This window comes from Actinomadura sp. NPDC049382 (assembly GCF_040677125.1).
In the GTDB taxonomy this organism is placed as follows: domain Bacteria; phylum Actinomycetota; class Actinomycetes; order Streptosporangiales; family Streptosporangiaceae; genus Spirillospora; species Spirillospora geliboluensis.
In genome coordinates, this window is sequence record NZ_JBFARO010000070.1 from 1 (window position 1) to 22086 (window position 22086).

Genomic DNA, 22086 nt, shown 5'->3' on the forward strand with positions numbered 1-22086 from the left:
GACTGCGGCTGGTGATCGGACCGTTTACGGCGCCCGGATGGGCGAAATATTCCCCGATTGGGCTCGGCTGTAAAGACGACACCGGCGACCGTCGTACGGACGTCGGGCGCGAACGCCGCCCCGGCGGCCAGCGCCGCCAGCGGGACGGCGGGCAGCACATAGCGGTAGTCGAACTCGGCGGTCGCGGCCGGAGCGAGCAGCAGCCCGGTCGCGAGCGTCCACGGCAGCAGCGCCGCGCCGCCGAACCGCCGCCACAGCGGGATCAGCCCGGCCAGGCCGAGCAGCAGCACGCCGCCCAGCATCGTCCCGCGCAGGTAGAAGACGTCCTGGTAGCCGCGGGCGATGCCGGCGAACGGCTCCACCACCTGCGTCCGGGCGTTGCCGCGCTCGTACGCCTTGGCCTCCTGGGAGGCGACGCCGCCGCCCGGCATGTGCCAGTCCGGCAGCGGGCGGCTGGTCTTCTCGAACTCGTACTGCGAGTAGGTGGCCGGGTCGGGGAAGACCGTCCGGTCCCACCGGAAGACGCGGAAGAAGTCGTGCGCGACGACCTGCAGGTAGTCGCCGGGCTGCGCGATGATCGCCCGCTTGGCGAAGTCGTTGCCGAGCGCGTTGTTCTCGGGGCTGAACCGGGTGCCGGTGTAGCGGTTGAGCGGGGACTGGGCGTTCCAGATGCCGTCCTGGGAGTTGGGCAGCCGGTTCGCGGGCTCGGTGCACAGCGGGTACTCGCGGACCGGCAGGTCCTTCATCTGGTGGCAGTCGGCGAACTTGTAGACCCGCGCGTACAGGAAGATCCCGTTGCTCTCGGTGATCGCGAACTTGCCGCCGTCGACCTTGTACCAGCCCATGTAGGCGACCACGGGCAGCATGCACGCTGCGAGCGTGACGGCGATCGGCTTCCAGCCGGCCCGCCGGATCAGCAGGAAGACCAGCACGCCGAGCAGCACCGGCATGCCGACCGAACGGGTCAGCCACGCCATCCCGACGATCAGCCCGACCGCCGCGGCGATCTTCCAGGACGGGCGGTCCCGCCACAGCAGCAGCGTGACCGCGCTCACGACCAGGAAGGTGAACAGCGTGTCCGACAGGACGAGGTGCTCCAGCTGGAGCTGGTAGGCGTCCAGCAGGACCGGCGCGGCGGCGAGCGCCGCGCCCCAGCCGGGCAGCCCGAACCGGCGCCGCAGCAGCGCGTAGATCATCACGCCCATGCCCAGGCCCATCAGGTGCTGGAGACCGGCGATGAGCGCGAAGCTGTGCAGCGGCTTGAGGATCCAGAGGAGGAAGGCGTAGCCGTCGGGGCGCAGCGGATGCGGATACGGGTCGGTCGCGACGTGCAGGTAGTCGAAGCTGTCGTTGAAGTACATGACCGGCTGGTAGCCGAGCATCGCGATGAGCCGGAGCAGTGCCGCTGTGGCAATGATCACACTGAATGCCGGGTGTCGGCGCGCCAGCGCCCACAGCCCGCGCGCGCGTCGCTTACCACCCGAAAGCGGTGCGTCTCCGGAGGTTCCGTCAATCGGCGGTGCATCTCCGGTCTTTTTTCCGGCGGCGGCGCGGCCCTTCTTCCGGCCTGCTCCAGTGGGGGATTCGGGGGCGTCCGCAATGGCTTTGCCAGAATTTCCCGAGGTGCTCGCGCCGCCGGGCGTGTCGGCCCCGGCGCCGCTCTTCCCGGCGGTCTTCCCGTTCGTCCCGGCGGCGGTGTCACCGGCCTCGGCGACCGCTCCGACCTCGGTGGACGCCTCCGCATCGCCGTCCCCGGCGGCATCGGACGCGGTGTCAAGCCCTGTCTCCAGCGCGGTGCCCCGCGGCGCTTCCCCCGCCACTGCCGCACCTCCCCTTCGCTGTCCGGCCCCCGGTCCGGTGGCACTGCTCTCTCCGCCGACACTGCGTTCCACGGCGCGCGTCACAGCAGACCCACCCTTTCCGGGCCGCCGTGCCCGTATGCTTGACGTCCTAGCCTGCCGCCCGCGACCGTGGCGGAGAGGGTCTTTCGGTTGCAAGTGCGCAACACGATACGGGTGCTCTTGACGAGAGCGGCCATCATTACCCGTCCTCGGCAGGCATCATGAACGACGACGGGCCGCCCCGCGGAACAACTGAGATTAGTGGAAAACACCGCAGACGGTCACCAGGGGTAACGAAGGAGATCGCGTGGAACTCTCCGTAGTGATGCCATGTCTGAACGAGGCCGAAACGGTCGAGACCTGCGTCCGCAAGACCATCGGCTTCTTCGAGGACAAGGGCATCGACGGCGAGGTGGTCATCGCCGACAACGGCAGCACGGACGGCAGCCAGCAGCTCGCCAGGGACGCCGGCGCCCGCGTCGTGCCGGTGATCGACAAGGGCTACGGCAACGCCCTCATGGGCGGGATCCGGGCCGCGCGCGGCAAGTACGTCGCGATGGGCGACGCCGACGACTCCTACGACTTCACCACCCTCGGCCCGTTCCTGGACGAGCTGCGCGACGGCGCCGACCTCGTCATGGGCAACCGGTTCAAGGGCGGCATCGCCGACGGCGCCATGCCGCCGCTGCACCGCTACCTCGGCAACCCGGTGCTGAGCTTCATCGGCCGGCTGTTCTTCGGCAGCAAGATCGGCGACTTCCACTGCGGGCTGCGCGCCTTCGAGAAGGACGCCATCATGCGGCTCGGCCTGCAGACCGGCGGCATGGAGTTCGCCAGCGAGATGGTCGTCAAGGCGACCCTGCAGGGCTACGACATCCGCGAGGTGCCGACCACGCTGTCGCCCGACGGCCGCACCCGGGCCCCGCACCTCAACACCTGGCGTGACGGATGGCGCCATCTGCGCTTCCTCCTCCTCTACAGCCCCCGCTGGTTGTTCCTCATCCCCGGATTGGTCTTCATGACTCTCGGCCTCGTCGCCGGGATCGCGCTGTCGACCGGTCCGGTGACCGTCGGGGAGATCGCCTTCGACGTCGACACGCTGGTCGGCGCGTCCGCCGCGCTGGTGATCGGCTTCCAGGCGGTGCTGTTCGCGCTGCTCACGAAGGTCTACGCGATGCAGGAGGGATTCCTCCCGCACGACCGCCGGGTGCAGAAGATCATCGACTGGTGGAGCCTGGAGCGCGGCCTGCTGATCGGCGGGCTGCTCGCGGTCGCCGGTCTCGCCGGCCTCGTCGCGTCGCTGCTGCACTGGCGGGTCAACAGCTTCGGCGAACTCGACCCGCGGCACTCGCTGCGCATCGTCGTGCCCGCCGCGACCGCGCTGGTGATGAGCTTCCAGGCCATCTTCGCCTCGCTGTTCGTCAGCATCCTCGGCATCCGCCGCCGCCAGCACCCGCCGCTCACCGACCCGGCCGAGGAGGCCGCGGGCGTCGTGGACGCCGCCGCGCACAAGGCCAAGCGCGCCGCCGAGAAGGCGGAGCAGGCCGAGAAGGCCGAGCAGGCGGAGGAGAAGGCCGCCGGCAAGGCCGAGGAGAAGGTCGCCGCGGGCTCGGCGGAGGCCGCGAAGGAGACCGACGGCGAGGGCGGCACGGCCGAGCGCTGACGGGTGCGGTGGGCGCCGGCGGGCGCTCGGCAGAGAACTTGCTGAGCGTTTCCGGGCCGGAGACCGGTGCGCCGCCCGCACTGTGACAGGCTTGACCTGCGATGGATCTTCGTTCACCGACTGCCCCCGCCGCGGCCCGATGAGCACCCGCCCCCCGGCGGGCGCCGGCACCGCCTCCCGCACCGCCGCGCGGCCCCCGGCCGCCCCGGAGGAGTCCCGCGCCGCCCCGTCCCCGGCGGGCCGCCGCCGCTGGGCCTGGCTGTTCCTGCTGGGCTGGGGCGCGCAGGTCGCGCTGCGGCTGTGGCTCGGCTCCGGCCAGACGGTCCCGGTCGCGACGCCGGACGAGTCCGGCTACCTGTTCGCCGCCCGCGTCCTCACCGGCGGCCCCGGCGCCGACATGTCGTTCGGGACGGTCTACCGCGGCGGCTACCCGCTGCTGCTGACCCCCGCGATCTGGCTCGGCACCGGCCCGGTCGGCGTCTACCGGACCGCCCTCGTCATCAACGCGCTGCTCAGCGCGCTGATGCTGCCGCTGGCCTACCTGCTGCTGCGCCGCCTCCAGGTGCGGCCCCGCTGGTCCTACGTGTTCGCGCACGTCACCGCGCTGCTGCCGTGCGTGCTGTTCTACTCCGAGTTCGTCCTCACGGACGCGATCCTGCCGGTGCTCTTCGCCGGCTGGCTGCTGCTCGCCCACGCCTGGCTGGCCGCGCCCCCGCGGCGGCTCGGCGACTCCGCCTCGCGCCGCCCCCTGCTGTACGGGGCGGGCGCGTCCCTCATCGTCGCCTACGCCGTCACGTGCCACACGCGCGGCGCGATCCTGCTGGCCGTGCACGCGGCGCTGATCCTGGCCGCGCCGGTGTTCCGGTGGCGGTCGTGGCGGAACGCGTCCGCCGCCGGGCTCGTCCTCGCCGCCGCGACGGGCGCCGGGATGCTGCTGAACCGCTCGCTGCTGCCGCACATGTACCCCTACGGCGACAACGACCTCGGCGGCAACGTGGTGCGGCGGCTCACCACCGCCGACGGCTGGGGCTGGATGCTGTCGCTCGGCACCGGCCAGGTCTGGTACCAGGCCGTCGCGACCGGCGGCATCGCCGCGATGGGCCTGATCGCGGCGGTGTACGCCGTGGCCCGGCCGCCGCTCGCGCTGCCGGGCTCGCCCGGCCGGACGCGCGCGCTGGCCCTCGCCGTCCTCGGGATCGTGGCGGGCATCGCGGTCGCGACGTCGGCGGCGCTGCCCGTCGAGTACCGCATCGGCAACTACGTCTACGGCCGCTACCTGGCGTCCATCACCCCGGTGCTGTTCGTGGCCGGGGTCGCCGTGCTGCTGCGGGCCCCGGCCAAGGCTCTGCTGGGGGCCGCCTCGGCGGCGGCAGCGCTGGCCGTAGCCGCGGCGTGCGTCGTCCAGTGGTACGCGGGCGACCTGCTCAGCCAGTACACCTTCACGTCCTACGACTTCCCGGAGACGTCCCTGCTCACCTGGGACTGGACGTCGTTCCGGCTCTGGCACGCCACCGCGGCGGGCCTCGTCCTGCTTGCGCTGTCGGTGGCGGCCGTGCGGCTGCGCCGGCACGGCCCGCCGCTGCTCGCGGCGCTGCTCGCCGTCGTCGCGGTCGCCATGTGCGCCACCGCCACCGACCGCATCGCGCAGCCGCTGGTGCGCGCCGAGACCGCGCACACCGACCTGCGCGACCGCGTCGACCTGCGCGCGCAGCGGTCCGTCGCCGTCGACTGGAACGTCCCGTGGACGATCCGGCTGTCGCAGTTCTACTGGGCGTGGTGGAGCGACGGCATCGTCTTCAACGCCCGCGACGTCGCCCCGCCGCAGAACGTCGACATGGTCGTGCTGGCGTGGCCGAAGGACGTCCCCGCCACCGCGTCCTGGCCGAAGGGCGCCCCGCCCGGCTGGCACGTCGCCGACAGCCGCCGCACCGTCCAGGGCGACTGGGTCGCCTGGACCCGCTGACCCCTTACGGGGAAGGAGCCCGCGCCGGGGGGTCCCACAGCTGCAGGACGCCGTCGGAGGAGCGCCACATCAGCGTCCAGCCCTGGGCGGGGTCGGGGCGCCAGCCGCCGCCGATCTGCGACTCCATGCCGCGCCAGCGCGTGTAGAGCATCGGGCCCTCCATCGCGTTGCGCGGCACCGGCATGTAGTGCGGGAAGTCGCGGATCTCGCCGCGCCAGACCGGGTCGCCCCACATGTCGCGGGTGTAGAAGGTCAGGGTCTGCGCGAGCCGCCGGTCGGCGCAGATCAGCGTGATGTCGCGGTGGCCGGCGAGGTAGCCGCGCAGCTCGCTCCACGCCCTGTCGCGCGGCAGGTCGGGGACGGCGCGGACGGCGGCGACCGCGTACGTCCCGCCCAGCGCGACCGCGAGGACCGGCACGACCACCGTCGTCAGCCGCAGCCGGGAGACCCACCGCCGGGGCAGCATCCGGAACATCAGGACCAGCGACCCGAACCCGCCGGCGAGCAGCGCGGGCAGCACCGCGAACCAGTACCGCTGGAGCCACGCCCGCAGCTTGATGTCGTCGGGGTCGAGGACGCCGGCGCACAGCGTCAGCGGGATCGCCAGCGTCAGGAACCACACCAGGACGAGCGCGAGGCGCCGGTCGCGGGTGACGGCCCAGCCGACGATCGTCAGGGCGAGCGCGGCGGTGAAGACGAGGCCGAGCGGGTTCCAGTCGTGCATCGCGCGCAGGAACGAGCGGGCGGCGAGCTCGCGGGTCACGTAGTCGCGGGACTGGCCGCCGTGCTCGGCCGCCGACATCAGCCCGGCGAGCGGGCTGCCCCACACGAGCTGGTTGTGCGCGAAGTTGAGCAGCAGGATCGCGAGCATCGGCGCGCCGACCGTGATGTTGCGCCGCCACGGGATGCGCAGCAGCGCCAGGTAGGCGGGGATCGCGAGGAACAGGAACGCGAGGAACTCGCGGACGAGGAACGAGGTGCCGAGCAGCACCCCGGCGGCGAGCAGCATCCGGGTCTGCGCCCGCCCGGTGCGGCGGCTCGCGACGACGAGGCCCGCCATCCCGATCGCGAACAGCCCGGCGCCCGGCATGTCCGGCAGCATCACCCCGGTCGACCAGGTGATCTCGTGGCCGAACGGGTTCGTCATCGTGAAGAACGGGTGGACCAGCAGGACCAGCGCCGACGCGACGCCCGCCACGTCCCCGAACAGGGACCGGACGACCAGGTACGTCCCGGTGAAGAACGCGATCCCGCCGAGCGCGGCGATCGTGAAGTAGGCGGCCTGCCCCGGGCCGAGGACCTCCTGGACGAGCCGCGCCGGCAGCACCAGGCCGATCCGGGTGACCTGGTGGGGGACCTCGTCGAACGGCCACTGGGTGAGCGGGATGTCGGGCCAGTCGCGGGCGGCGAGCCACACGTAGTACGGGTCGAAGTACAGCGGCGGCGTCATGGTGACCCACTGGGCGAGCACCGCGGACGCCGAGACCAGCAGGGACAGCCACACCACCCGCCGGGTGCGGCGCAGCCGGGCGAGCAGCCGCGCGGCGGGGCCGCGGGACGGCGCGTCCGGCGCATCCGGTGCGGGGTCGCTCCGGGACCGGCCGACGGTCTCCTCGGACGTGGTCTGGGCCATGCCTGGGGTCCCCCGCCTCCGCTGATCAACCTGCCCCGGAACCCGGACCAGGTTACTCGCGTGCCGGGGCCGCCGTGACGCGACTACCCTTGATTGCATGTCCTCGTCAAGCCGTCACATCTTGACCGCGCCCGCCTGGCCGTACGCCAACGGGCCCCGTCACATCGGGCACGTCTCCGGATTCGCGCTGCCCGCCGACATGTTCAGCCGCTACCAGCGGATGGCGGGCAACAAGGTCCTGATGGTCAGCGGCACCGACGAGCACGGCACGCCGATCCAGGTCCAGGCCGACAAGGAGGGCGTGACCGCCCGCGAGCTGGCCGACCGGTACAGCTCCGTGATCGCCGAGGACCTGCACGGCCTCGGCATGACCTACGACCTGTTCACCCGGACGACGACGCTGAACCACTACGCGGTCGTCCAGGAGGTCTTCAAGGGCCTGTACGACAACGGCTACATCTTCCCGACCAAGACGATGGGCGCGATCTCGCCGTCCACCGGCCGCACCCTCCCGGACCGCTACATCGAGGGCACCTGCCCGATCTGCGGGTACGACGGCGCGCGCGGCGACCAGTGCGACAACTGCGGCAACCAGCTCGACCCGATCGACCTGATCAACCCGGTGTCGCGGATCAACGGCGAGACGCCGAAGTTCGTGGAGACCGAGCACTTCATGCTCGACTTGCCCGCGTTCACCGAGGTCCTCGGCCAGTACCTGCGCGGCAAGCAGGGGCAGTGGCGGCCGAACGTGCTGAAGTTCGCGCTGAACCTGCTGGACGACATGCAGCCGCGCGCGATCAGCCGCGACCTCGACTGGGGCGTGCCGATCCCGCTGGACGGCTGGCGCGACAACCCGGCGAAGAAGCTCTACGTGTGGTTCGACGCGGTCGTCGGCTACTTCTCCGCGTCGGTGGAGTGGGCGCGGCGGTCCGGCGACCCGGAGGCGTGGCGCGCCTGGTGGCAGGACCCGGAGGCCCTGTCCTACTACTTCATGGGCAAGGACAACATCGTCTTCCACGCCGAGATCTGGCCGGCGATGCTGCTCGGCTACAGCGGCCGGGGCGACAAGGGCGGCACGCCCGGCTCGCTCGGCGCGCTGAACGTCCCGACCGAGGTCGTGTCGTCGGAGTTCCTGACGATGGAGGGCAAGAAGTTCTCCTCGTCCCGCAACGTCGTCATCTACGTGAAGGACTTCCTGGAGCGCTACGACGTCGACGCGCTGCGCTACTACGTCGCGGTCGCGGGGCCCGAGAACCAGGACACCGACTTCACCTGGGCCGAGTTCGTCCGCCGCAACAACGACGAGCTGGTCGCCGCGTGGGGCAACCTCGTCAACCGGTCGGTGAACATGGCGGCGAAGAACTTCGGCGCGATCCCGGACGCGGGCGACCTCACCGACGCCGACCGGGCGCTGCTGGAGCGCAGCCGCACCGCGTTCGGGGCGGTCGGCGCCGAGCTCGGCCGGTCCCGGTTCAAGAGCTCGATCACCGAGGCGCTCGACGTCGTCCGCGACGCCAACAAGTACCTGTCGGACCAGGCGCCCTGGAAGCTGAAGGACGACCCCGAGCGGGTCAAGTCGATCCTGCACACCGCGCTCCAGGTGGTGGACGACGCCAAGACGCTGCTGACGCCGTTCCTGCCGAACTCCTCGCAGAAGGTCTACGAGATGCTCGGCGGCGAGGGCGTGTGGAGCGGGATGCCGCGGCTGGAGACGGTGTCGGAGGAGGGCGGCCCCGACTACCGCGTCCTCACCGGCGACTACGCGACCGAGGCGCGCTGGGAGTCCGTCCCGATCAAGCCGGGCGTGCCGCTGGCCAAGCCGACGCCGCTGTTCAAGAAGCTGGACGCGTCCGTCGTGGACGAGGAACTCGCCAGGCTGGAGAACACGTGACCCGAGACGGGGACGGGCAGGCCGCCCGGTCCTACCCGCCGCTGCCCGAGCGCCTGCCCGTGGACGTCTTCGACAGCCACTGCCATCTCGACGTCGTCCAGACGCCGGTGGACGAGCAGCTGAAGTCGGCGAGGGCCGCGGGCGTCACGCGCATCGTCACGATCGGCTGCGACCTGCCGTCGTCCCGGTTCGCGGTGGACACCGCGGCCGAGTTCGACGACGTGTACGCGGCGGTCGCGATGCACCCGAACGAGACGACGGGGATCTCCGACGCCGTCCTGGAGGACATCGCGCGGCTGGCCGCGCACCCGAAGGTCCGCGCGATCGGCGAGACCGGCCTGGACTACTACCGCGACTGGGCGCCGAAGGACGACCAGCACCGGTCGTTCCGCGGCCATGTCGAGATCGCGAAGCGGACCGGGAAGGCGCTGGTCATCCACGACCGGGACGCGCACGACGACGTCCTCGCGATCCTGGAGGAGGAGGGCGCGCCGGAGAGGGTGGTGTTCCACTGCTTCTCCGGCGACGCGGCGATGGCGGAGGTCTGCGCCGAGCGCGGCTACGTGATGAGCTTCGCCGGGAACGTCACGTTCAAGAACGCCGAGCCGCTGCGCGAGGCGCTGCGGGCGGCGCCGCTCGACCTGCTGCTCGTGGAGACCGACGCGCCGTTCCTCACCCCGATCCCGCACCGGGGCAAGCCGAACGCCTCGTACCTGATCCCGCACACCGTCCGGGCGATGGCCGAGGTCAAGGGCGTGGACGTGGCGGAGCTGTGCGCGGCGATCGCCGCGAACGGGGAGCGGGTCTTCGGCCCCGGGTGACCCCGGGGCCGGCGGGTCTCAGTCGCCGAGGCGGTGCTGCTGACCTCCAGCACGCCGGGCCCGCGCCCTTCGGCGGGCCCGGTGCGCGCGACGATGAGCGTCAGCGGACCGATGTGGAGGGCACGCGGGCGCCGTCGGGGGTGTCGGTGTCGAGCCCGTAGATGGAGCCCTTGCCGTCGGCGCCGCTCTCCGTGCGCCATGTGCCCTCGCAGTGCCTGCCTCCTGCGGTGGACTTCGTGCTCGTACGGTTCTCGCAGGCGGTGACCGTCGCGGTGGCCTTCTCACCGGTCGCGTACGTCCACACCATCATGGACGGCCAGAAGAGCGCGAAGCCGACGATCAGTGTCAATGCGCCATAGACCGCATATCGCCGCCAGACCATGATCGGCGATTTCAGTGGGATGGGAACGGATTCTTGCGGCACCGCCTCCAAGAGGGGATGTAGCCCGCGGATGTGGCGTGTGAGGGCGATGAGGTGGCGGAGAACGTCCGCGTGCCTCTAATCTCTGGCCATCGAGCGGGCGCCCCCGAGCCCGGCCCCCCTGGAGGAAACCCCCCGTGCTTCGGAACACAGCGCTTCGGAACACAGTGCTGCGCGCCACCCCGCGCCGTACGCCCCTGCTCCCCGCCGCCTCCGTCGTCGTGGCGGCGGCGCTGCTGGCCTCGGCGTGCGGCGGCGGCGAGACGGCCGCGCCGAAAGGCACCGCCCCGGTCGCGGACGCGCCGAAGGCCGACGCGCCCGCGCCGCGCAAGATCGTCGTGCTGGTCGACGGCAAGCCGACCGAGACGATGACGACCGGCACCACCGTCCAGCAGGTGCTGGAGCAGGCGAAGATCGCGCTCGGCCCGCACGACCTGGTCAAGCCCGCCGCCGACCAGCCGCCCGGCGAGAAGATCACGATCATGCGGCTGCTGTCGGCGCCGAAGCTCAAGGTCGTCCGGACGCCGGCCAAGACGATCCGCAAGAACAGCTCGTCGGTGCCGCCGTGGAGCGAGAAGGTGCTGCGCGAGGGCAAGGACGGCATCAAGATCGTGAAGTGGGCGTACGTCCGGCGCAAGGGCAAGAAGGTGCCGAAGGTCCTCGCGCAGAAGGTGAAGCGGGAGCCGGTCACGCGGATCCTCGCGGTCGGCCCGAAGTCGGCCGGCACCGGGTCGGCGGCGCGGCTGAACTGGGCGGGGCTCGCCAAGTGCGAGTCGGGCGGCAACCCCAAGGCGGTGAACCCGGCCGGGTACTACGGCCTCTACCAGTTCTCCATGCAGACCTGGACGTCCGTCGGCGGGTCGGGCAAGCCGTCGGACGCCAGCGCGGGCGAGCAGACCTACCGCGCGCAGATGCTCTACAACAAGGTGAACGGCCGCTGGCAGGGCCAATGGCCCAACTGCGGCAAGTTCCTGTTCTCCTGAGCTGAAACAATCGGCGGATGGGGGAGACACGGGGGCTGCTCGGGCCGGCGGACGTGCGGGAGCTGGCGGCGCGGCTCGGCATCAGGCCGACGAAGACGCTCGGGCAGAACTTCGTCATCGACGCCAACACGGTCCGGCGCATCGTCCGGGCCGCGGGGCTGTCCGCCGACGACGTCGTCGTCGAGGTCGGGCCGGGGCTGGGGTCGCTCACGCTCGCGCTGCTGCCGGCGGCGCGGCGCGTGGTCGCGGTGGAGATCGACCCGGTGCTCGCCGCGGAGCTGCCCGCCACGGTCGCGGCGCGCGAGCCGGGCCTCGCGGAGCGGCTGGAGGTCGTGCGGGCCGACGCGATGAAGATCACAGAGGTGCCGGGGCCGGCGCCGACGGCGCTCGTCGCGAACCTGCCCTACAACGTCGCCGTCCCGGTCGTGCTGAACCTGCTGGCGTCGCTGCCGTCGCTGCGGTCCGCGCTGGTCATGGTGCAGGCCGAGGTCGCCGACCGGATGGTCGCGGCGCCCGGCGGCAAGATCTACGGCGTCCCGTCGGTGAAGCTCGCCTGGTACGGGCAGGCGCGCCGCGCCGGGGCGGTGGGGCGGGCGGTGTTCTGGCCCGCGCCGAACGTCGACTCCGGGCTCGTCGCGTTCACCCGCCGCGACCCGCCGCCGACCGCGGCGTCCCGCGAGGAGGTGTTCGCCGTGGTCGACGCGGCGTTCGCGCAGCGCCGCAAGACACTGCGCGCGGCCCTCGCCGGGTGGGCGGGCTCGGCCGCCGCCGCCGAGGAGGCGCTGCGCGCCGCGGGCGTGGACCCCAGGTCACGGGGCGAAGCTCTGGACGTGGCCGCCTTCGCCCGGATTGCCGAGTATGGTCCTTTCCGCCGGGGAGATCGGTCCCCAGCCCCCTAGAGGCGGGCATCTCCCTCGGGGGCGGTCCCCGCACGGGGCGGCACAACACCAGCACGAGCCGGAGGTCGATGTGAAGGCGCGTTCGCGGACGGCGCGGACCAGAGTGCCCTTCGGGGGGTCGAGACTGCCCCTCGTCGGGACGGCGCTGCTCGCGACCGCGGTCGTGGTCGCGACGGTGGCGGCCGGCTGCGGGGACGGCGCGGACGCGGTACCGAAGATCACGACGACGGCGCGGGCCGGCGTCGCGCCCGTCCCGCCGCAGGAGGGCGCCTACTTCGGCGCGTGGGTGCCGCCGGAGGGCACCGGGCTGGCGACGTCCGGGCCGAAGCCGTCCGCGTCCGGGACGCCTTCCGAGACGCCGTCGGGGTCGCCGTCGGCCAAGGACGCCGGGAAGCCGGGCATGGCGCCCGTCGCGGGCTTCGAGCAGCGGCTCGGCCGGCAGCTCGACATCGTGCAGAGCTACCGGGGCTGGAAGAGCGACTTCCCCGGCGACCTGGAGAAGTCCGTCGCGGACGGCAACCGGTACCTCCTGCTCACCTGGGGCGGCGCCGACACCCGGGAGATCGTCAAAGGCGAGCACGACGACCTGATCGCGCGCCGCGCCCGCGCCGTCAAGGCGCTCGGCAAGCCGGTGTTCCTGCGCTGGTCCCGCGACATGGACAAGGGGTCGCTGAACAAGCGCGTCCACTCCCCGGCGGACTTCATCGCCGCCTGGAAGCACCTGCGGGAGATCTTCAAGCGGGAGAAGGTCGACAACGTCGCCTGGGTCTGGTGCCCCACCGCGCGCGGGTTCGGCGGGGGCGCCGGCGGCTACTATCCGGGCGACGACCAGGTCGACTGGATCTGCGCCGACGCCGACGCGACCGGCGGCTACGACTACCGCGACCTGTCCGAGGTCATGAAGATGTTCCTGGAGTGGGCCCGCAAGCGGCAGAAGCCCATCATGGTCGCCGAGTTCGGGGTGCCGAAGTCCTACGGCACGCGCCGCGCCGAGTGGCTCCGGGAGGCCGCCAAGACCCTGCAGGACCCGCAGGTCAAGGCCGTCGTGTACTTCAACTCCAACGAGGAGGCGCAGGACGCCCGCGACACGCGCCGCGCCTACGCGGTCACCGGGGACGCGCACGCGATGTCCGCGCTCAGGGAGCTGGCGACGGCGCCCTACTTCAATCCCCGCAACCTCCCCGTCATCAGCGGGGGCTAGAGGTCCCGTAGGGTTTCGCAAGTGAGCGCAGTGACGGTACGCGTGCCCGCCAAGGTCAACCTCCAGCTCGGCGTGGGGCCGCTTCGCGAGGACGGGTACCACGACCTCGTCAACGTGTTCCACGCCGTGTCCCTGTTCGACGAGGTGACGGCGCGGCCCGCGGAGCGGCTGGAGGTCCGGGTCGAGGCCGCGCCGTACTCGCGGGTCGAGATCGGCGGCGTCCCGACCGACGACGACAACCTCGCCGCGAAGGCCGCCCGCGCCGTCGCGGCCAGGCTCGGCACCGAACCCCGGGTCGCGCTGCGGATCCGCAAGGCGATCCCCGTCGCGGGCGGGATGGCGGGCGGCAGCGCCGACGCCGCCGCCGCGCTGGTCGCCTGCGCCCGGCTCTGGGACGACCGGGAGCGGCCCGCCCTGTCCCGCGACGACCTGATGGAGATCGGCGCGGACCTCGGCAGCGACGTGCCGTTCGCCGTCCTCGGCGGCACCGCGGTCGGCACCGGGCGCGGCGAGCAGCTCACCCCCGCCCTCACCCGCGGCGTGTTCCACTGGGTGTTCGCCACCGCCGACGGCGGCCTGTCCACGCCCGCCGTCTACGGCGAGTGCGACCGGCTCCGCCTGGAGGAGGGCCGGCCGCCGGCGCGGCCGGAGGTGTCGGAGGCGCTGATGACCGCGCTCGCCACCGGCGACGCCAAGGCCCTCGGCGCCGCGCTGACCAACGACCTGCAGCCCGCCGCGCTGTCGCTGCGCCCGTCGCTGCGCCGCACCGTCGACGCCGGCCGCGACCTCGGCGCGATCGGCGCGCTGGTCTCCGGGTCCGGCCCGACCTGCGCGTTCCTCGCCGAGACCGACGAGGACGCCGCCGACCTCGCGGGCGCGCTGGACGGCGCGGGCGTCGCCGCGCAGGTCGTCCGGGCGTCCGGCCCGGTACCGGGCGCGACCGTGATCTGACGTGCCGACGCGTTGTCAGGGCGCCAATTAGGTGCGCTCGGCACACAAGCGAACCACCCGCGGGCGACGGACGTCCTACTCTCCGTGACAGCGATTCACTCCCGCACCGATCCCTCCGGCGAGGTGGAGCGATGACGATTCTGTCCGGGCTGCTCGGTCTGGTCGCGCTCGCCATGATGGTGGCGCTCGTCGTGCTGGCCGTGCGGCGCGACCGTGACATACGCCACAACGCCCCGGGCGCGGTGATGCCGAACGCTACTGTGCAGGGGCATGCCGGGGACCGGTCCGTGCCCCCGGCCGTCCGCTGAGAGCGCGGCAGCCGGGAAAAGGGCGACGACGGTGGCGCGTATTGGAGGAGGTTTGGGCTTCTTGTCCCTCATCGTGCTGCTGTTCGTCTTCGTTCTGCTGATCGTCGGGGTCGTGCTCGTCATCGTGGCCGCGAGCCGCAGGTCCCGCGGCGCCGGCGCCCCTCCCGGATACGTCCCGCCGGGGTACGGCCCGCCCGGACCCGGCCAGCAGCCGTACGGGCAACAGCCGTACGGGCAGCAGGGATACGCGCAGCCCGGGTACGGGCAGCAGCAGGGATACTCGCCACCGCCCCCCGACCCGCAGGGGCAGCAGCCGCCGCCCGGGCAGCCGCCGGGCGCCTGACCGTCCGAGCGGTACGGCGGGGGCAATAGGGTTGACGGTGCCGTGAATCTGATCAACCTTGAGAACGTCGCCAAGGCCTACGGGCCCCAGCCGCTGCTCGACGCCGTGTCCCTCGGCCTGGACGAGGGCGACCGCGTCGGCGTCGTCGGCCGCAACGGCGGCGGCAAGAGCACCCTCGTGGCCGTCCTCGCCCGCGAGACCGAACCCGACGCCGGGCGCGTCACCCACGCGCGCGGCCTGCGGCTCGGCTACCTGACCCAGCGGGACGCGTTCCCCGAGGGCGCCACCGTCCGGTCCGTGGTGCTGGGCGACCGCGCCGAGCACGAGTGGGCGGGCGACGTCCGCGCCCGCGACGTCCTCGCCGGGCTGCTCGCCGACCTCGACCTGGACGCCCCGCTCGACGGCATGTCCGGCGGCGAGCGCCGCCGCGTCGCGCTGGCCCGGCTCCTCGTCCCCGAGTCCGACCTGCTGATCCTGGACGAGCCGACCAACCACCTCGACATCGAGGCGATCGACTGGCTCGCCCGGCACCTCAAGGCGCGCAAGGTCGCGCTGCTCGTCGTCACCCACGACCGCTGGTTCCTCGACGAGGTCACCGACCGGACGTGGGAGGTCGTCGACGGCCGCGTCGAGCGCTACGAGGGCGGCTACTCCGCCTACGTCCTCGCCAAGGCCGAGCGCTCCCGGATCGCCGCCGCCACCGAGGCCAAGCGGCAGAACCTGCTCCGCAAGGAGCTGGCGTGGCTGCGCCGCGGCCCGCAGGCCCGCACGTCCAAGCCCAAGTTCCGGGTCGACGCCGCGCAGGCCCTCATCGCCGACGAGCCGCCGCTGCGCGACTCCGTCGAGCTGACCCGGTTCGCGACCGCGCGGCTCGGCAAGACCGTCTACGACATCGAGGACGCCACCGTCGAGGTCGGCGGCCGGGAGCTGTTCACCCGGATGACCTGGCGGCTCGGCCCCGGCGACCGGGTCGGCCTCGTCGGCGTCAACGGCAGCGGCAAGAGCACCCTGCTGCGCCTCCTCGACGGGGCCGTCCGGCCGGTGTCGGGCGAGGTGGTGCGGGGCAAGACCGTCCAGCTCGCGCACCTGTCGCAGAACCTGGAGGAGCTCGACCCGGCCCGGCGCGTCCTGGAGTCGGTCGAGGAGATCCGGCGCCGCATCACCGTCGGCAAGCGCGACTGGACGGCGAGCCAGCTCCTGGAACGGCTCGGCTTCTCCGGCGACCGGCAGTGGACCCCGGTCGGCGACCTGTCGGGCGGCGAGCGCCGCCGCCTCCAGCTGCTCCGGCTGCTGATGGGCGAACCCAACGTCCTGCTGCTGGACGAGCCCACCAACGACCTCGACATCGAGACCCTCACCGAGGTCGAGGACCTCCTCGACGGCTGGCCGGGCACCCTCGTCGTCGTCAGCCACGACCGGTACTTCCTGGAGCGCATCACCGACCACGTCGTCGCGCTGCTCGGCGACGGCCGCGTGTCGATGCTGCCCGGCGGCGTCGACGAGTACCTCGAACGCCGCGCCGCCGGGACGGCCCCCAAGCCGGGCGCCGCCCCGAAGACGGGCGCCGCCCCCGCCGCCGACGGGCCGGCGCCGCCCAAGCCCAAGGGCGGGCAGGACTGGAAGGCCCGCAAGGAGCTCGACCGGCTCGAACGCCGCCTGGAGAAGCTCGCCGCACAGGAGGGCGAGCTCCACGAGCAGCTCGCCGCGCACGCCACCGACTACGCCAAGCTCCAGGAGCTGGACGGCCGGCTCCGCGAGATCCAGGCCGAGGCCGCCCGGGTCGAGGAGGAGTGGCTCATGCTCGCCGAGGATCTCGACTAGCAGGACGGCCGCGGTGCGCGCACCGCCCCGGACCGGGCATCATCCCTCAATGACGACTTGGATCATCAAGACGGACGCGCCGGGCGACGGCCCCCGGCTCGCCGTCAAGGACGCCATCGACGTGGCCGGCCTGCCCACCACGGCGGGCTGCCAGGCCATCGCCGAGCGCGCCGAGCCCGCAGCCGCGGACGCGCCCGTCGTCGCCTCCGCCCGCGCCCAGGGCGCCCGCATCGCCGGCAAGGCCAACCTGAACGAGCTGTGCATGGCCGCCGACGGCGTCAACCCGTGGTCCGGCATGCCGGTGAACCCGCTCGACCCGTCCCGGGTGCCGGGCGGCTCGTCCAGCGGCTCCGCCGTCGCCGTCGCCACCGGCGAGGCCGACGTCGCGTTCGGCACCGACACCTCCGGGTCGATCCGCATCCCCGCCGCCTGCTGCGGCATCGCCGGGCTGAAGACCACGCACGGGCGGGTGTCCCTCGAAGGAGTGCACCCGCTGTCGGAGACCCTCGACGTCGTCGGCCCGATGGGACGCGACGTCGCCGCCGTCGTCCTCGGCATGGGCCTCATCGAGCCCGGGTTCACGCCCGTCCCGTACGACGCGTCCCTGCCGGTCGCGCGGCTGCGCGTCCCCGGCGTGGACCCCGCGATCGACGCCGCCGTGGACGACGCGCTCCGCCGCCTCGGCCCCGTCACCGACGTCACGTCCGCCCACTACGAGGAGGCCGCCACCGTCAACGGCGTGATCGTCAGCGCGGAGGGCTGGCGGCACAACGGCCGCCTGCTCGACGACCCGTCGAAGCTGAGCGGCCGCATCTACCGCCGCATCCAGCAGATGGGGGACGTGGCGGAGGCCGGGCTGCTCGACTGGGCCCTCGGCGCCCGCAAGGAGCTGCGGGCCGAGCTGGACGCGATCCTCGCCCGGCACGCCGCGATCGCGCTGCCCGTGCTGACCTGCGTCGCCCCCGAACCCGGCGAGGCCGACGAGTCCGACCTGGAGCTGACCACGCTGACCGGCCAGGTCAACGTCGCCGGGCTGCCCGCGTTCGCGCTGCCCGTCCCGCTGCCGGGGTCGCACCTGCCCGCGTCCGTCCAGCTCATCGGGCCCGCGGGCGGTGAGGAGCGGCTCTGCGGCCTGGCCGCCGCGCTGGAGGCCGCGCTGTCCTGACCTTCCGGGCTGCCCTGACCCTCGGCCTAGTCTCGGTCGAAGGGGACCAGCAGGGTGCGGAGCAGGCCGGCCAGCACGTCCCGCTGCTCGGGGCTGAGACCCTCCAGGATCGCCTGCTCCCGGTCCAGCAGATCGGCGAACGCCGCGTCGACGCGCGTCAGGCCCGCCTCGGTGAGGCGGACCTGCACGCCGCGCTTGTCCTGCGGGTCGGGGTGCCGCTCGACCAGCCCCGCCGCCGCCAGCCGGTCGATGCGGTTCGTCATGGTGCCGGACGTCACCAGCGTCGCGCGCAGCAGCCGCCCCGGGCTCAGCTGGTAGGGCGCGCCCGCCCGGCGCAGCGCGGTGAGGACGTCGAACTCCCACGACTCCAGATCGTGCGCGACGAACACCGCCCGCCGGGCCCGGTCGAGGTGCCGGGCCAGCCGGGACACGCGGCTGAGGACCTGCAGCGGCCGCACGTCCAGGTCCGGGCGCTCGGCCCGCCACGCCTCGACCAGCTCGTCGACCTCATCGCGCATCCCGCCACACTACCTGTCTCGATATCGAGACACACTCCCTGATTCCCCGGAATCCGATCACCCGGACCCGATCACCCCGGCAGCGGGTCGCCGGCCGCCGCGTCCCACACCACCGGCTCGGCGGACGTCCCGACGATCAGGTCCGCGCGCGCCGGATCGGTGCCCGCCTCGCGCAGCGCGGCCGCGAGGCCGAGCAGCCCCGCCGTCCCGACCGGGCCGCCGGGGCCGAGGACCAGGGCCCATGCGCTCGAAGTCCTGGCCGAGAGCCTAGGAACGCCGGGCCGCCGCGTGCCGTCGGCCGCTCGTCCTAGGCCCGGCGGCCCGGCCGTCCGCGACACGCCGGAAGGACTCTTGACATCAAGATATGGGGCGGGCATGCTCTGTCTTGATGTCGAGAGAAACCGCTGCCGTGTGGGATCCCGTCCAGTACGGGATCTTCGGCGACGAGCGCGCCCGGCCGTTCGCCGAGCTCGTCGCCCGCCTCGGCGGCGCCGCGCCCGCCCGCGTCACCGACCTCGGCTGCGGCAGCGGCGAGCTCACCGCCACCCTCGCCGCCCGCTGGCCCGGCGCCCGCATCGACGCCCTCGACAGCTCGCCCGACATGATCGCCGCCGCCCGCGCGCACGAGATCCCCGGCAGGCTCGCCTTCCGCGTCGCCGACCTCGCCGCCTGGCGCCCCGAGCGGCCCGTCGACCTGATCGTCTCCAACGCCGCCCTGCACTGGGTTCCCGAGCACCCCGACCTGCTGCCCCGGTGGGCCGACGCCCTCGCCCCCGGCGGGCGCCTCGCCTTCCAGGTCCCCGGCAACTTCGACGCGCCCAGCCACGTGCTGCTGCGCGAACTCGGCCGCTCCGACCGGTGGCGCGCCAAGCTCGGGCACCTCCAGCACGACGCGCCCGTCCTCGACCCCGCCGGGTACCTCGACCTCCTCACCCGCCACGGCTGCTCCGTCGACGCCTGGGAGACCACCTACGCGCAGGTGCTGCACGGCGACGACCCCGTCCTCGAATGGGTCAAGGGCAGCGCGCTGCGGCCCGTCCTCGCCGCGCTCGACCCCGGCGAGGCCGCCGAGTTCCTCGCCGACTACGCGGCACGGCTCCGCCGCGCCTATCCCGCGGCCCCCTACGGCACCGTGTTCCCGTTCCGGAGGATCTTCGTGATCGCCACCCGGAACACCACCTAGACGGGATGCCGCCCCGCCGCCGAGGGAAGCGACTCGTTCCCCTGCGGTGCTCGACTCGGACGGAAGGGCGGCGTCCGTAGCTCCCGGACTCGCGACCCGAGCCCGGCGACCCCTGGCCGGTGGCCGCCCGGACGAACTCCGGCGGCCACCGGCCGTCTCACGTCGAGGGGTCGGCGATGCCGTCCAGCTCCCGGCGCGCCCGGCGCCGCTCCTTCTCCGCCCTCGCCGCCGCCTTCTCCTCGGCCTTCTCGGCCTTCGCCGCGGCCTTCTCGGCGGCCCGCTCCCGGCGCTCCAGCTCCTTGCGCCGCCGGCGCGGGTCCAGCGACGGCTTCGGCTCCAGCGCCGCCAGGCCGTTCCAGGCGAGGTTCACCACGTGCGCGGCGACCTCCTCCCGGCGCGGCTTGCGGACGTCCAGCCACCACTGGCCCGTCATCGCGACCATGCCGACCAGCATCTGCGCGTACATGGGCGCGAACTTGTCGTCGTAGTCGTGCCGGTCGAACTCCTGCGCGAGGACGTACTCCACCTCGCCCGCTATCTCGCTCAGCAGGCTGGCGTAGCTGCCGGTGCCCGTGCCGCCGTGCGAGTCGCGGACGAGGATCCGGAACCCGTCCGGATGGCTCTCGATGTACTCCAGCAGCGCCAGCGCCGCCTTCTCCAGCTTCCCGCGGTAGTGGATGGCCGAGTTCAGCGCGTCCGTGACCAGCCGCAGGAGCCGCTCGAACTCGCGGTCGACGACGACCGCGTAGAGCCCCTCCTTGCCGCCGAAGTGCTCGTACACCACGGGCTTCGACACGCCGGCCGCGGAGGCGATCTCCTCCACCGAGGTGCCGTCCAGGCCGCGGTCGGCGAACAGCGACCGGCCGATGTCGAGCAGCTGCTCGCGGCGTTCCTTGCCCGTCATCCGCTTTCTGCGGGACCTGGGAGCGGGATCTGTCACGGGATCAATTGTGGCGGTCAAACCGCCTGCTTCGTGCGTTTCGCCGCCAGCCTGTCGCTGTTCGGCCACCGGACGTCGTGCGCCCAGCCCGCCTTCTCGAACGCCTGGATGATCCGCGCGCTGATGTCGACCTGCCCCTTCAGCACGCCGTGCCGCGCGCACGTCGGGTCCGAATGGTGCAGGTTGTGCCACGATTCGCCCAGCGACGGGATCGCCAGCCACCACACGTTGCGGGACTTGTCGCGGACCTCGAAGTCCTCGGTGCCGAACGTGTGGCAGATCGAGTTGATCGACCACGTCACATGGTGCACCAGCGTGATCCGGACCAGCCCGGCCCAGAACAGCGCGGTCAGGAAGCCCGTCCAGGACATCGTGATCAGCCCGCCGAGCACCGCCGGCAGCAGGAACGACACCGCGACCAGCCCGGGGAACGCGAGGTGGATGCGCCGGATGTCCCGGTCGTTCAGCAGGTCCTTCGCGAACCGCTTCTTGGACGTCCGGTTGGCGTCGAACAGCCAGCCGTAGTGCGCCCAGGCCAGGCCCTTCGCCAGCGCCTTCCAGTCGTCCCCGAACCGCCACGGCGAGTGCGGGTCGAACTCCTTGTCGGAGTGCTTGTGGTGCCGCCGGTGGTCGGCGACCCAGGTGATGACCGGCCCCTCGACGGCCAGGCTCCCGGCCAGCGCCATGAAGATCTTCAGGCCGCGCCTGGCCTTGAACGACCCGTGCGTGAAGTACCGGTGGTACCCGACCGTGATGCCCCCCGCGGACAGGACGTAGAACACCGCGGTGAGGACGACGTCCGTCCAGCCGAGGAACCGGCCCCACGCCAGCGGGACCGCCGCGAACAGTGCCAGGAACGGCACGCCCGTGAACGCGGCGATGAGCACCCGTTCCGCGGTGCCGCGCGCCTCGGGCGCGAACTCTGGCCGCGGTTGCGGTCGAGGGGGGTCCATGGTCGGAGCCGTTGTCATGCGTCACCACTTCCTGCGACTAGGTGAGCCTTACTTACGCCAACGTAACCTACGCCAGCGTAGGTTGCCCAGAGTCGAACCGTAAATTCAGCAAGAAACTGCCCCTCAGGCCACAAACCCCTCACAGTCCTCGCCGCCCGCCTGCGCCGCGAGGCAACCCCGAGACGCCCCCGGTGGACGGGCCTTCGCGGAGGCGGGCGTCCCCGCCGGCGCCGTGGCCCTGGTCGGGCAACTGGGGAGTGTCATGCTCCAAGACGGACGTTCTACACAGATCACGACGAATCGATCAGCATGGCCGCAGGTCCGCGGGCGGCCCGGAGGTCGCCGCCGGGGAATGAGGTGGGTTTCGCTGGGCGGGTGTCGGTATCGTTGGGGCCGGTCGGTGCGCGACCTTGTCCGGGCCGTCCGCTTTATTCCGGCGTGGTGTAATTGGCAGCACAAGGGTTTTTGGTGCCCTTAGACAAGGTTCGAGTCCTTGCGCCGGAGCTGTCTGAGATGTCCCAGGTAGCCGCCCCGAGGCGGGCGGCGGGGTGACAGGTCGCGAGTGGGCGGTATCCTGCCCGTGTCGGG

At 72.7% G+C, this 22086-nt stretch carries 20 protein-coding genes and 1 tRNA gene; 14 read left to right on the plus strand and 7 right to left on the minus strand.

Features of this window, described 5'->3' with window-relative positions; translation table 11 throughout:
* The coding region (locus tag AB0K34_RS30535; protein WP_364552400.1) for a hypothetical protein at positions 1-1421 on the minus strand (1421 nt) is incomplete at its 3' end.
* A 727-nt stretch (positions 1422-2148) separates the two neighbouring features.
* On the opposite strand from AB0K34_RS30535, the gene AB0K34_RS30540 reads away from it, so the two are divergent.
* Positions 2149-3504: a glycosyltransferase family 2 protein gene (locus tag AB0K34_RS30540; RefSeq protein ID WP_364552401.1), complete on the plus strand. Its 1356-nt coding sequence runs from the start codon at positions 2149-2151 to the stop codon at positions 3502-3504.
* A gap of 139 nt (positions 3505-3643) precedes the next feature.
* Positions 3644-5467, plus strand: coding sequence for a hypothetical protein (locus AB0K34_RS30545; RefSeq protein ID WP_364552404.1), 1824 nt, complete (start codon positions 3644-3646; stop codon positions 5465-5467).
* 4 nt (positions 5468-5471) lie between these two features.
* Here AB0K34_RS30545 and AB0K34_RS30550 read toward each other — a convergent pair whose 3' ends face one another.
* Positions 5472-7100, minus strand: coding sequence for a glycosyltransferase family 39 protein (locus AB0K34_RS30550; protein WP_138638941.1), 1629 nt, complete (start codon positions 7098-7100; stop codon positions 5472-5474).
* A gap of 97 nt (positions 7101-7197) precedes the next feature.
* Between AB0K34_RS30550 and metG the strand changes: the two genes are divergently transcribed.
* Positions 7198-8991 (plus strand): methionine--tRNA ligase, encoded by a 1794-nt coding sequence (metG, locus tag AB0K34_RS30555; RefSeq protein ID WP_138638940.1) that lies wholly within the window; start codon positions 7198-7200, stop codon positions 8989-8991.
* Positions 8988-9812, plus strand: a complete 825-nt coding sequence (locus AB0K34_RS30560) for a TatD family hydrolase (protein ID WP_364552406.1) — start codon at positions 8988-8990, stop codon at positions 9810-9812. Before metG ends, AB0K34_RS30560 begins: the two co-directional genes overlap by 4 nt.
* Before the next feature lie 100 nt (positions 9813-9912).
* Here the strand turns inward: AB0K34_RS30560 and AB0K34_RS30565 are convergent, their stop codons facing one another.
* Positions 9913-10161, minus strand: coding sequence for a hypothetical protein (locus AB0K34_RS30565; protein ID WP_364552408.1), 249 nt, complete (start codon positions 10159-10161; stop codon positions 9913-9915).
* 209 nt (positions 10162-10370) lie between these two features.
* Between AB0K34_RS30565 and AB0K34_RS30570 the strand changes: the two genes are divergently transcribed.
* The 8 genes from AB0K34_RS30570 (at position 10371) to AB0K34_RS30605 (ending at position 17904) form a co-directional block, all read left to right on the plus strand.
* Complete coding sequence (locus AB0K34_RS30570; protein ID WP_240808169.1) at positions 10371-11216, plus strand: resuscitation-promoting factor; 846 nt, start codon at positions 10371-10373, stop codon at positions 11214-11216.
* A 17-nt stretch (positions 11217-11233) separates the two neighbouring features.
* Complete coding sequence (rsmA, locus tag AB0K34_RS30575; RefSeq protein ID WP_138638938.1) at positions 11234-12115, plus strand: 16S rRNA (adenine(1518)-N(6)/adenine(1519)-N(6))-dimethyltransferase RsmA; 882 nt, start codon at positions 11234-11236, stop codon at positions 12113-12115.
* A gap of 70 nt (positions 12116-12185) precedes the next feature.
* Positions 12186-13316, plus strand: a complete 1131-nt coding sequence (locus tag AB0K34_RS30580; RefSeq protein WP_364552410.1) for a hypothetical protein — start codon at positions 12186-12188, stop codon at positions 13314-13316.
* A gap of 21 nt (positions 13317-13337) precedes the next feature.
* On the plus strand, positions 13338-14267 hold the full coding sequence (locus AB0K34_RS30585; protein WP_364552412.1) for a 4-(cytidine 5'-diphospho)-2-C-methyl-D-erythritol kinase: 930 nt from the start codon (positions 13338-13340) through the stop codon (positions 14265-14267).
* Between the two features lie 131 nt (positions 14268-14398).
* Positions 14399-14575 (plus strand): hypothetical protein, encoded by a 177-nt coding sequence (locus AB0K34_RS30590; protein WP_171069224.1) that lies wholly within the window; start codon positions 14399-14401, stop codon positions 14573-14575.
* A gap of 61 nt (positions 14576-14636) precedes the next feature.
* Positions 14637-14918 carry a hypothetical protein gene (locus AB0K34_RS30595; RefSeq protein WP_364552415.1) on the plus strand — a complete coding sequence of 94 codons (282 nt, stop codon included), beginning with the start codon at positions 14637-14639 and terminating at the stop codon, positions 14916-14918.
* A gap of 42 nt (positions 14919-14960) precedes the next feature.
* Positions 14961-16739, plus strand: a complete 1779-nt coding sequence (locus tag AB0K34_RS30600) for an ABC-F family ATP-binding cassette domain-containing protein (protein ID WP_301177524.1) — start codon at positions 14961-14963, stop codon at positions 16737-16739.
* Between the two features lie 49 nt (positions 16740-16788).
* Positions 16789-17904 carry an amidase gene (locus AB0K34_RS30605; protein ID WP_301177523.1) on the plus strand — a complete coding sequence of 372 codons (1116 nt, stop codon included), beginning with the start codon at positions 16789-16791 and terminating at the stop codon, positions 17902-17904.
* Between the two features lie 26 nt (positions 17905-17930).
* Here AB0K34_RS30605 and AB0K34_RS30610 read toward each other — a convergent pair whose 3' ends face one another.
* Complete coding sequence (locus AB0K34_RS30610; RefSeq protein WP_138638934.1) at positions 17931-18422, minus strand: MarR family transcriptional regulator; 492 nt, start codon at positions 18420-18422, stop codon at positions 17931-17933.
* Positions 18423-18493: 71 nt separating this feature from the next.
* Positions 18494-18799 carry a hypothetical protein gene (locus tag AB0K34_RS30615; RefSeq protein WP_364552418.1) on the minus strand — a complete coding sequence of 102 codons (306 nt, stop codon included), beginning with the start codon at positions 18797-18799 and terminating at the stop codon, positions 18494-18496.
* A gap of 11 nt (positions 18800-18810) precedes the next feature.
* On the opposite strand from AB0K34_RS30615, the gene AB0K34_RS30620 reads away from it, so the two are divergent.
* On the plus strand, positions 18811-19605 hold the full coding sequence (locus AB0K34_RS30620) for a trans-aconitate 2-methyltransferase (protein ID WP_364552420.1): 795 nt from the start codon (positions 18811-18813) through the stop codon (positions 19603-19605).
* A gap of 157 nt (positions 19606-19762) precedes the next feature.
* Here AB0K34_RS30620 and AB0K34_RS30625 read toward each other — a convergent pair whose 3' ends face one another.
* Complete coding sequence (locus AB0K34_RS30625) at positions 19763-20509, minus strand: TetR/AcrR family transcriptional regulator (protein ID WP_171069536.1); 747 nt, start codon at positions 20507-20509, stop codon at positions 19763-19765.
* Positions 20510-20562: 53 nt separating this feature from the next.
* Positions 20563-21516: a fatty acid desaturase gene (locus tag AB0K34_RS30630; protein ID WP_138642305.1), complete on the minus strand. Its 954-nt coding sequence runs from the start codon at positions 21514-21516 to the stop codon at positions 20563-20565.
* Between the two features lie 414 nt (positions 21517-21930).
* On the opposite strand from AB0K34_RS30630, the gene AB0K34_RS30635 reads away from it, so the two are divergent.
* Positions 21931-22002, plus strand: a tRNA-Gln gene (locus AB0K34_RS30635).
* Positions 22003-22086 lie beyond the last annotated feature (84 nt).

Bases quoted from the DNA above. Each gene is read 5' to 3' on its own strand.
- AB0K34_RS30625 (WP_171069536.1), bottom strand. From the start codon at position 20,509: ATGACGGGCAAGGAACGCCGCGAGCAGCTGCTCGACATCGGCCGGTCG.
- rsmA (WP_138638938.1), top strand. From the start codon at position 11,234: ATGGGGGAGACACGGGGGCTGCTCGGGCCGGCGGACGTGCGGGAGCTG.
- AB0K34_RS30630 (WP_138642305.1), bottom strand. From the start codon at position 21,516: ATGACAACGGCTCCGACCATGGACCCCCCTCGACCGCAACCGCGGCCA.
- AB0K34_RS30620 (WP_364552420.1), top strand. From the start codon at position 18,811: ATGTCGAGAGAAACCGCTGCCGTGTGGGATCCCGTCCAGTACGGGATC.
- AB0K34_RS30550 (WP_138638941.1), bottom strand. From the start codon at position 7,100: ATGGCCCAGACCACGTCCGAGGAGACCGTCGGCCGGTCCCGGAGCGAC.
- AB0K34_RS30545 (WP_364552404.1), top strand. From the start codon at position 3,644: ATGAGCACCCGCCCCCCGGCGGGCGCCGGCACCGCCTCCCGCACCGCC.
- AB0K34_RS30615 (WP_364552418.1), bottom strand. From the start codon at position 18,799: ATGCCCGCCCCATATCTTGATGTCAAGAGTCCTTCCGGCGTGTCGCGG.
- metG (WP_138638940.1), top strand. From the start codon at position 7,198: ATGTCCTCGTCAAGCCGTCACATCTTGACCGCGCCCGCCTGGCCGTAC.
- AB0K34_RS30610 (WP_138638934.1), bottom strand. From the start codon at position 18,422: ATGCGCGATGAGGTCGACGAGCTGGTCGAGGCGTGGCGGGCCGAGCGC.
- AB0K34_RS30605 (WP_301177523.1), top strand. From the start codon at position 16,789: ATGACGACTTGGATCATCAAGACGGACGCGCCGGGCGACGGCCCCCGG.
- AB0K34_RS30590 (WP_171069224.1), top strand. From the start codon at position 14,399: ATGACGATTCTGTCCGGGCTGCTCGGTCTGGTCGCGCTCGCCATGATG.